The following is a 9,187-nucleotide window of genomic DNA, read 5'->3' on the forward strand; positions in this document are numbered from 1 at the left end:
TAACTATTAGGAAGGCCTATTTTTTAATTCTACTTAATTTCTATTTCGTTCAATAAATGTAATAATAGCTCTCGCAATATTTTTTTCTGTAGCCCTTTCAATACCTTCTAATCCTGGTGTAGAGTTCACTTCCATTAATAATGGGCCGCGATTAGATTGTAGCATGTCTACCCCACAAACAGGCAATCTTAAAGCACGAGCAGCTTTTATAGCTAATTTTAGCTCATCTTCAGAAAGTCGAATATAATCTGCCGAGCCTCCACGGTGTAAATTAGATCGAAACTCACCTGCTTTTCCTTGACGTTTCATAGCGCCAATCACTTGCCCATCAACAACCAAAGCTCTTAAATCGGCACCTTTAGCTTCTTCAATATATTCTTGTACTAAAGCACGTGCTTGTAACCCATTAAAAGCTTCAAGTACAGATTCTGCAGCATTTTTAGACTCAGCTAAAACCACCCCAAGACCTTGTGTGCCTTCTAACAATTTAATAATTACAGGAGGTCCACCAACATGGCGTAATACTTCTTCTACATCTCTAGAATAATTAGTAAACACAGTTTTAGGCATACCAATCCCAGCTTTAGAAAGGCGTTGAAAACTTCTTAATTTATCTCTAGATCGTATAATGGCATCTGAGGTTACCGAAGTAAAAACATTCATCATTTCAAACTGGCGTACAACGGCGCAACCAAAAAAAGTAACCGAAGCCCCAATTCTAGGGATTATAGCATCAACATAATCAAGGTAACGATCTTTATAATAGATGGTTGGTTTTTCTTTTTCAATAATGATATCGCACTTTAAAGGATCTATAACTTCTACTTCGTGTCCGCGTTCTTCACCTTCGTAAATAAGACGTCGTGTAGAATATAGATTTTCGTTTCTAGATAGAATGACAATATTCATAATTAAAAGGATGAGCTATTTTTAAGGCAAGATACTAAAAAAGGATTTCGGTTTTTACAATACTAGCAATTAAACTACCTTTGATTATATGTCAGAAACTGGTCTAGATATTCAAATTAAAACCTTACCGCATCAACCTGGAGTGTATCAGTATTTTGATGCGGACGAGAAATTAATTTATGTAGGCAAAGCTAAAGACATAAAAAAACGAGTGAGTTCTTATTTTACTAAGCACCATGATTATGGTAAAACACGAGTTCTAGTAAAGAAAATTGTTTCAGTAAAACATATTGTTGTAGATACAGAAACCGATGCGTTACTTCTAGAAAATAATTTGATTAAAAAATACCAGCCTAGGTACAATGTGTTATTAAAGGATGATAAATCTTATCCGTGGATTTGTGTAAAGAATGAACGTTTTCCTCGTGTGTTTTCTACACGACGTGTTATAAAAGATGGATCCGAATATTTTGGGCCATATACAAGTATGAAAACTGTAAAAACACTACTCGGTTTAATAAAAGGATTGTATCAGCTTAGAACTTGTAATTTTCATTTATCTGAAACTAAAGTAGAAGCAGGTAAATATAAAGTGTGTTTAGAGTATCATTTAGGAAATTGTAAAGGAGCGTGTGAAGGTTTAGAAACGGAAGCTGAATATCATAATAACGTAGCAGCAATACGAGAAATTCTGAAAGGAAATTTTAAAGATTCTTTACAGCAATTTAGAAAGCAGATGAAGACCTATGCAGAGCAAATGCAGTTTGAAGACGCACAGAAAGTGAAAGAAAAATTAGAAATTTTAGAAAACTATCAATCTAAATCCACCATTATAAATCCTAAAATCAGTAATGTAGATGTATTTTCTATAGTTAGCGACGAAGGTTATGGTTACATTAATTTTCTTCAAATATCTTACGGTTCTATTATAAGATCGCACACCTTAGAATTAAAGAAAAAGTTAGATGAAACAGATGAAGAATTATTAGCATTAGCTGTGACTGAAATTAGACAACGATTTCACTCTAACTCAAAAGAAGTGTATGTGCCGTTTGAAATTGATTTAGGTGAAAAAGTAAAGGTCACCATTCCTAAATTAGGAGATAAAAAAAATATTCTCGATTTATCTAAACGTAATGCTAAGTATTACCGTATGGATAAACTAAAGCAAATAAAAATTGTAGATCCAGATCGGCATGCCAATCGTATTATGGCACAGATGAAATCAGATTTACGTTTATCTGAAGAACCTAGACATATTGAGTGTTTTGATAACTCTAACATTCAAGGTACAAATCCTGTAGCAGCTTGTGTGGTATTTAAAAACGGAAAACCAAGTAAACGCGATTATAGACATTTTAATATAAAAACAGTAGAAGGTCCCGATGATTTTGCCTCAATGGAAGAAGTGGTGTATAGACGTTATAAACGGTTGTTAGATGAAGAGCAATCTTTACCTCAATTGATAATTATTGATGGAGGAAAAGGCCAATTATCTTCGGCATTAAAAAGTTTAGATCAATTACAATTGAGAAATAAGATTGCAATTATTGGTATTGCAAAACGTTTAGAAGAATTATTCTATCCAGATGATCCAATTCCATTATATTTAGATAAAAAAAGCGAAACACTAAAAATTATACAGCAGTTACGTAATGAAGCACACCGTTTTGGGATTGAACATCATAGAAACCGAAGAAGTAAAAGTGCATTAACAACAGAATTAGAAAGTATCCCTGGAGTTGGTGAGCAAACAATAGTAGATCTTATGAAGGCGTTTAAATCTGTAAAACGAATTACAAATGCTAAATTAGACGAGTTAGAAGCCGTTGTTGGCGTGTCTAGAGCAAGTAAAGTATATCATTATTATCATAAAATATAACGATATAATTTTAAAACGACCTGCAAGGTTTCAAAAACCTTGTAGGTCTAATTAAATTAACAAATGAAAACCCTAAGTTTAATTATTATACTATTTGTATTCGGCACTCTAAATGCTCAAAGAGAGACGCTTAATCAAGAACCAAAAGTAGGCTTGGTATTAAGTGGAGGAGGAGCTAAAGGCTTTGCGCATATTGGAACATTAAAAGTTATAGATAGTTTAGGGATTAAAGTTGATTATGTTGCCGGAACAAGTATGGGCGCTATTATTGGTTCTTTGTATGCTTCAGGCTATTCAGGAAAACAGCTAGATTCTTTGTTTAAAATTGTAGATTTTGATACGTTGATAAACGATAAATTTGAGCGTAAATCTAAATCCTTATTTGAGCGCAAAAATTCCGAAAAGTATGCCTTAGGATTACCTTTCGATAATTTTAAAATACAATTACCTTCAGGATTATCTCGTGGTCAAAAAGTGTATAATATGCTTTATAAGCTAATGCTTCCGGTAAATCATATTACAAACTTTGAAGATTTACCAATTCCGTTTTTTTGCATAGCAACTAATATTGAAACGGGTCAGCCTGTTATTTTAGATCAAGGAAATTTAGCGCATGCAGTTGCTGCTAGTGGTGCTTTTCCATCGTTATTTCAACCGGTGAATATAGGAGATCATATTTATATTGATGGAGGTGTAACTAATAATTATCCTATTGAAGAGCTTAAAGCAAAAGGGGTAGATGTTATTATTGGTGTCGATGTACAAGACGATTTAAAAGATAGAGAAGCTTTAAAATCAGCACCAGATATTTTAGTTCAGATTAATAATTTCAGAACTATTGAAGCCATGAAAAGCAAAAGGCAAATGACGGATATCTACATAAAACCAGACATTACTAACTTTACGGTCATTTCTTTTGGTGAAGGAAAAGATATTATAAAAAATGGAGAGGCAGCAGCATATCAACAACTAAATGCATTAGTCGATCTTAAACAAAAACAAAAAGGATTTTATAAACGACCAAAAACAAAAATGCCTGATAGTGTTCGTTTAAACAGTATTAAATTAAAAGGCAATAAGCGTTATACAAGATCTTACATATTAGGGAAATTGAAACTTAGAGGTAATGAGAAAGTAAGTTTTAAAACCATAGAGAAAGGAATTGATAATTTAGTAGCAACAAATAATTTTGAAACCTTTAGGTATCAACTTATAAAAAATGAAACAGGGAACACTTATGATTTAGTAGCAGATATAAACGAATCCGAAGCACAAACATTTTTAAAAGTCGGAGCACATTATGACGACCTCTACAATAGTGGCGCGCTTTTAAATGTCTCTAGAAAACGATTGTTATTTAAAAATGATATAGCATCTTTTGATGTTGTTTTAGGAGATAATTTTAGATACGATTTCGATTATTTTATCGATAAGGGGTTTTACATCAGTATAGGAGTTAAGTCCAGATTCAATCAGTTTGATCGTCGTATAGATGCTGACCTTTTGTTAGATGAAGATGATCCATTAATACTAGCAGGTCTCAATAGAGTAGATATAGAATATCAAGATCAAACCAATCAAATTTATTTGCAAACGTTGCTAGCAAAAGAGTTTGCTTTAAGTCTCGGAGCAGAACATAAACGTCTTAAAATTGCATCAGAAACTTTAATTGGACCTGAAGAAGACGAAGACCTTATTTTTGAAAACACGGACTATTTAAGCTTATTTGGAAATTTAAAAATTGACACCTATGATAATCGTTATTTTCCAAAAAATGGCTTCTTTTTTAATGGAGATGTTCATTTTTATATAGGAGCATCAGGCTTTAATCAAGAGTTTGATAATTATTCTATAGCAAAAGCAGATATAGGTTATGCATTTAGCCTTAATGAAAAAATAGCGTTTAATATAGAAACGTTTGGAGGTTTTCAATTAGGTGACCGATCTACCAATTCTTTAAATTTTACATTAGGAGGTTATGGCAATAATTTTGTCAATAATATCTCTTCGTTTTATGGTTATGATTATTTGTCTTTGATAGGGAATAGTTTTGTAAAAGCCAATTTTAATATGGATTACGAAATCGTAAAAAAACATCATATTATGCTTTCTGCTAATTATGCCAATATAGAAGACAATATTTTTGATACTACAGAATGGTTTTCAGAGCCAGATTTTAGCGGTTATGCCTTAGGATATTCTATAGAAACATTTTTAGGACCTCTAGAAGGAAAGTTTACATGGTCACCAGAAACAGGAGACAGTTTTTGGTATTTTAATGTAGGATTTTGGTTTTGACAAATTCAAATTTTAAATGAATTTGTCATATCGAGCGTAGTCGAGATATCTTATTACAACTTATAACTCAACTTCAATAGAATAATCCGTGGCAAAATAAAGGTCCTATTATCACTAATTAAAAAAGCATTAAACGAACTCTGTTGTCTAAAACGTACATCAAATAGGTTAGTAGCATTAAGCTCAAAACCCCAAGGACTATCTTCTTTTTGGTAAAATAAAGAGAGGTTTGCAGTATCAAAAGTATTTCTAACATTTGCTCCTTCATTATTAAATACATCTAAAGCATAATCCGCTTTTAGTACAACATCTTTAAAAAAACGATATTCTAGATTGGTAAATAAACGGTCATTCTCAAAACGATTAATGGTATTTACTGATCTGAAACTATTAAAATCTTTAGTATAACCGACTTCTAGATTTGGTGCTTTTTTAAATAAGGTTTCTACTTTTAGTGTCCCTGATGTAGTTTTTGAGATGTTAAGATTGGTCTCATTATTTAAGATCTGAAAAAAATCACTGTAACTAAAACGTCCTTGTACCGTGTAACGAAATTTGTTTACTTTTTTAGTTAAACGTCCATTAAAACTTATATTCTGCTCAGGTTCTTCAAATAAAATGGGAGTACTAAATTGTTCTATGCCATCTAATTGTGTTACATTTTTAAAGCTTTTAGCACGTCTATTATAACTAGTACTAAGATTAAAATTAAGCCCTCTATACAAGCTAAATTTATAATAACTTAACGAGAAGTTGTGCGACAATTGATTCTCTAAAGCCGTATTACCTCTAAATACACGATTAAAACTAGAAAGTATAAAATTATTAGCCAAGCGATCTATACTAGAAAAACTCGCATTAACACGATATCTAAAATTTAGTTTTTCAGAATTATTGAATTCTGTTTTGCTCGTAAACTGAGGTAAAAATAAGGCCTTGCTATTTGAAAAACGCTCGTTAAACTGTTGGGTATCCCAATTGTAATAATGAAAATACCCCGCAGGTTTAAATTCAGTTTTACCAATCTGAAATTTATATTCTATCCCTGCAAAAGCATTAAAAAAATTATAGCTAAAATCATTACCAAAACCCGCAGAATTAAAATTGTTAATACTGCCATTACTTAATTGTTGCGCATCCGATGAGAAAAAATTACTAGCTAAAGTATTTACACCGATACTGGTATAGATATGGTTAAAATTACCAACAGTCCAATAATCTTTAGCTACAGCGTTAAATGTATGTGAATTCACTGTTTTGGTTTGTAGTATGTTAAAAATAGTATCGTCTTCTAAAGGAATAAGTCCTTGTAAAATTTGTTGATTAGTGATCCAATTAGTTATAGGCTCATCGTTTTGGTAATTATGGGTGGCTTCTAAAGTCCCTGTATGCTTTTTAGTGAGTTTAGCGGTAATCCGTAACTCTTGCTTTAAATTAATATTAGTCACATCGGTAATGGTAGCAATACTATTATTAAAATTTGGGTTTATAGTATTTATTAAACCATTATTATCGTTATTTGTCGCTTTTACAGAGCTATTAAACCCTATATCTACACTGTTGTTAGGGTCATAATCTATAGTTAATTTGCCAATGGTGAAAAATGTATTAAGACTATTGGTTGTGGATCGGGTTTCGGTAAAAGTGTTGTTAGTATTTAAAAAGGTATTTAAGGCACTACGTTCTGTGCCTGTTTTTGAGTTAGAGGTAATGACATAACTGCTAATGTCGAGTTTATTATTAATAGACTGTCTTATATTAAACGCCCCAAATTGGTTGGTATTAGCAGTGAAATCTCTATTGTTTAAAAATTGTGCAAAATCACTATTAAACAAATTAAAATAACTACCAGTATCATTTAATAAACGGTTAGTACCTCCTTCAAATTCTAAATAGTCCGTAAAAACAAAACTTTTAATCCCAGTGTTATTAAGATCTCCAATAAAATTCAGGTTGGTTTTTGGGCTATAATAAAATAAGTTTGGGTGTATAAGATACCGCTCTTCTATACCTACGCCAACTTCTATATCCCCAAAAGCAAATTGCTTCTTGTCTTCTTTTAATTTTATATTTAGGGCTAAATCTTCTGTATCTTGTAGCCCTTTTAGTAAAGGTACATCGTTATAATTATCTAAGACCTGTATTTTATCAACGGCATCAGCGGGGATATTATTTACAGCCAATTTACTATTTCCCGTAAAAAATACTTTACCTTCTACTAAAACTTTGGTTACACGCCTCCCTTGAGAAAACACATTGCCTTCACGGTCTACTTCTATACCAGGTAGTTTTTTTAAAATCTCTCTTAACTTACGTTCATTACCTGTAGCAAAGGCATCTACGGCATAGGTAATGGTATCTTTTTTTATAGAAACAGGTGGGGTATAATTAAGCTCAATAGTTTCTAGTTGGTCTATATTTTCTTTAAGTACAAAGTGTTTAGTAATGGATTGCTTTTTATCTGTCGTGGTTATTGTGTCTTTTTGTGAAACAAAGCCTAAATAGCTTACCGTAATCTCATAAGTTTGATTTTGTTCTAACCCTAATTTATAGCTGCCATTCTTCTCAGTAACCGCAAAACGTACACTTTCATTATCATTTTGAGGTATAGCCAATACATTAGCATAAACTAATGGGTTTTTTAAGGTATCTGTAACTTTACCAGATATTACGATTTGCTGAGCATTTGCGAAAGGCATTAGTGCTATAAAAAAAACAAATAGAATACAAAATAATTTGTTGCTCATAAACGTATTAATACGGATTGAGATTAATTTTTACTTCTAGTAAATTTTCGATCTCCAAATCTATCTTTGAACTCTTTTAGTAGCATTTCTTCAAATTCTTTATATGAAATAAGTTTACCTTTTGTAGGTTTTGAGATTTTATTTTTAGAATTTAATTCTATTTTATTGGCTATAAAATAAACTCCTCCGTTTTGTGCTTCTAATACCAAACCAGGAAGGCCATAATAATCTACAGGACCGTAAGGAATAGATATTTCAGGAGCAAACCAAGCGGTAATATATTGAACAAATTCTTTTTGTCTCATGGGGTTATAACCTTTATGTATAGCAGTGGCCTTATAACATTTATATCCACTTATAATTTTGTGTTCTTTTGTAATTTTCCATTTATATGGGTTAGTTTCTTTTTTAATTAAAAATTGTATACCATTACGTTCTCTTTGGTGGAGGTCGTAAGATTCATTTTTATTAGTATAATACACACCATCACCACCTCCACGTTTTGCAAACCGTGAATTAGATTTTTGAATATCATTTGTTAAACTCTTTTCTAAAAAGAATTCAGATTCATTCTCGTCAATCAATAATTTATAAGATAACCCTTTAAGTTGACTAGGGGAGTTATTGGTCTTATCTGTTATTGCTTTTAATGCTTTGTAATAGGTTACGGTTATACTTTTTCTCTGCGAATACCCGTTTAAATTTGTTAACAGAAGGATTAAAACAAATAAGGTGTGTTTCATTAGAATACGCTTTTAATTTAAAAATTATTTTTAGCCTATAGTAGGAACCAGTAAAATTTTAGTTATATGCAAATTTTACTGGTTTTATATAAATCTAAATCTATCAATTAATAATTAAAGGTTCACCAACATTTCCATTATTTTCTTCACAAAGATCATAATACCAAAGATAAGCTTCGAATGCATCTTCAAAATTATATTCTCCAAAAACTTCTTCTTCTGCTAGAAGCGAATTCCAAGCGTAATCACCACAATCATCTACTAGGATAAGATTTGATGCATTAATTGAACTAGACATAAATAATACCACTGCTATTACAGCAAAAACTCTTTTTTTCATAATTTTAAAATTTAAGATCTATATTTTGAAATAGATCGGTTAATAAACATTTTAGTTTAAGAAGTCTTTTAAATTATAAGAAGTCAAAATTGTCAAGAAGTCATTTTTAAGAAGTCTTTTTTTGCGCTATTAATAATATAGGGAGGGAAAATAAAAAACTTGCGCAAGCTTACATGTTTAAACATTTTGTTGTCAAACTTTAAGTAAGGAGACTTCTTACATAACCTTTAATAAAGCAATTCAACTCTGTAAAACTAAAAAAAAAAAA

General features: G+C 31.2%; 6 protein-coding genes. 2 read left to right on the forward strand and 4 right to left on the reverse strand.

From position 1 onward, the window contains the following. Nucleotides 1-33: 33 nt before the first annotated feature. Nucleotides 34-909 carry a 30S ribosomal protein S6--L-glutamate ligase gene (gene rimK / locus K8Z87_RS11955; RefSeq protein ID WP_227477803.1) on the reverse strand — a complete coding sequence of 292 codons (876 nt, stop codon included), beginning with the start codon at nucleotides 907-909 and terminating at the stop codon, nucleotides 34-36. Nucleotides 910-997: 88 nt separating this feature from the next. Between rimK and uvrC the strand changes: the two genes are divergently transcribed. Together uvrC and K8Z87_RS11965 are read left to right on the forward strand one after the other, a co-directional pair. Beyond that, nucleotides 998-2,791, forward strand: coding sequence for an excinuclease ABC subunit UvrC (gene uvrC / locus K8Z87_RS11960; protein WP_227477804.1), 1,794 nt, complete (start codon nucleotides 998-1,000; stop codon nucleotides 2,789-2,791). 63 nt (nucleotides 2,792-2,854) lie between these two features. Beyond that, nucleotides 2,855-5,089, forward strand: a complete 2,235-nt coding sequence (locus K8Z87_RS11965) for a patatin-like phospholipase family protein (RefSeq protein ID WP_227477805.1) — start codon at nucleotides 2,855-2,857, stop codon at nucleotides 5,087-5,089. Between the two features lie 53 nt (nucleotides 5,090-5,142). On the opposite strand, the gene K8Z87_RS11970 is transcribed toward K8Z87_RS11965, so the two are convergent. From K8Z87_RS11970 to K8Z87_RS11980, 3 genes are all read right to left on the reverse strand, one after another. Further along, entirely contained in the window at nucleotides 5,143-7,836 is a 2,694-nt protein-coding gene (locus tag K8Z87_RS11970; RefSeq protein WP_227477806.1) for a carboxypeptidase regulatory-like domain-containing protein, read from the reverse strand. Between the two features lie 23 nt (nucleotides 7,837-7,859). Then, entirely contained in the window at nucleotides 7,860-8,579 is a 720-nt protein-coding gene (locus K8Z87_RS11975) for a GLPGLI family protein (protein WP_227477807.1), read from the reverse strand. Between the two features lie 103 nt (nucleotides 8,580-8,682). Continuing rightward, entirely contained in the window at nucleotides 8,683-8,919 is a 237-nt protein-coding gene (locus K8Z87_RS11980; protein WP_227477808.1) for a hypothetical protein, read from the reverse strand. Nucleotides 8,920-9,187 lie beyond the last annotated feature (268 nt).

This window comes from Winogradskyella immobilis, assembly GCF_021887715.1.
Classification (GTDB): domain Bacteria; phylum Bacteroidota; class Bacteroidia; order Flavobacteriales; family Flavobacteriaceae; genus Winogradskyella; species Winogradskyella immobilis.